This is a genomic window from Oceanospirillum sediminis (assembly GCF_014164585.1).
Taxonomy (GTDB): domain Bacteria; phylum Pseudomonadota; class Gammaproteobacteria; order Pseudomonadales; family Halomonadaceae; genus Oceanospirillum; species Oceanospirillum sediminis.
In genome coordinates this window covers 1-328 of record NZ_JACJFM010000293.1, presented here as the reverse complement: position 1 = coordinate 328, position 328 = coordinate 1, and the positions used below count along the sequence as shown (strand labels likewise).

1 protein-coding gene is annotated in these 328 nt (G+C 39.6%); it reads right to left on the bottom strand.

Features of this window, described 5'->3' with window-relative positions:
- A partial coding sequence (locus tag H4O21_RS28735) for a carboxypeptidase-like regulatory domain-containing protein (RefSeq protein WP_220495906.1) occupies window positions 1-328 on the bottom strand: 328 nt, incomplete at both ends.

The window sequence follows — 328 nt, the reverse complement described above, 5'->3', positions numbered from 1 at the left end:
AAGTAATAGCCTCAACTGAACCGGTTGCATCTTTTCTGGTAGTAGTACCATAACCAATTACAACTACTTCGTCTAGTTGAGCAGCGTCTTCGGCTAATTGGATGTCTAAAGTTGATTGACCAGAATAAGTGATTTCTTGGGAAGCATACCCAACATAGGAGAACACGATAATGTCTCCATTATTTGCCTCAATCTGATAATTTCCATCAAAGTCTGTGGTGGTTCCAGTAGTTGTGCCTTTTATAATAACATTAACCCCTGGAAGCGGGATGGAAGTGGATTGTTCCGTTACTGTTCCTGTAACAACATTTTGCCCAAATATAAATAC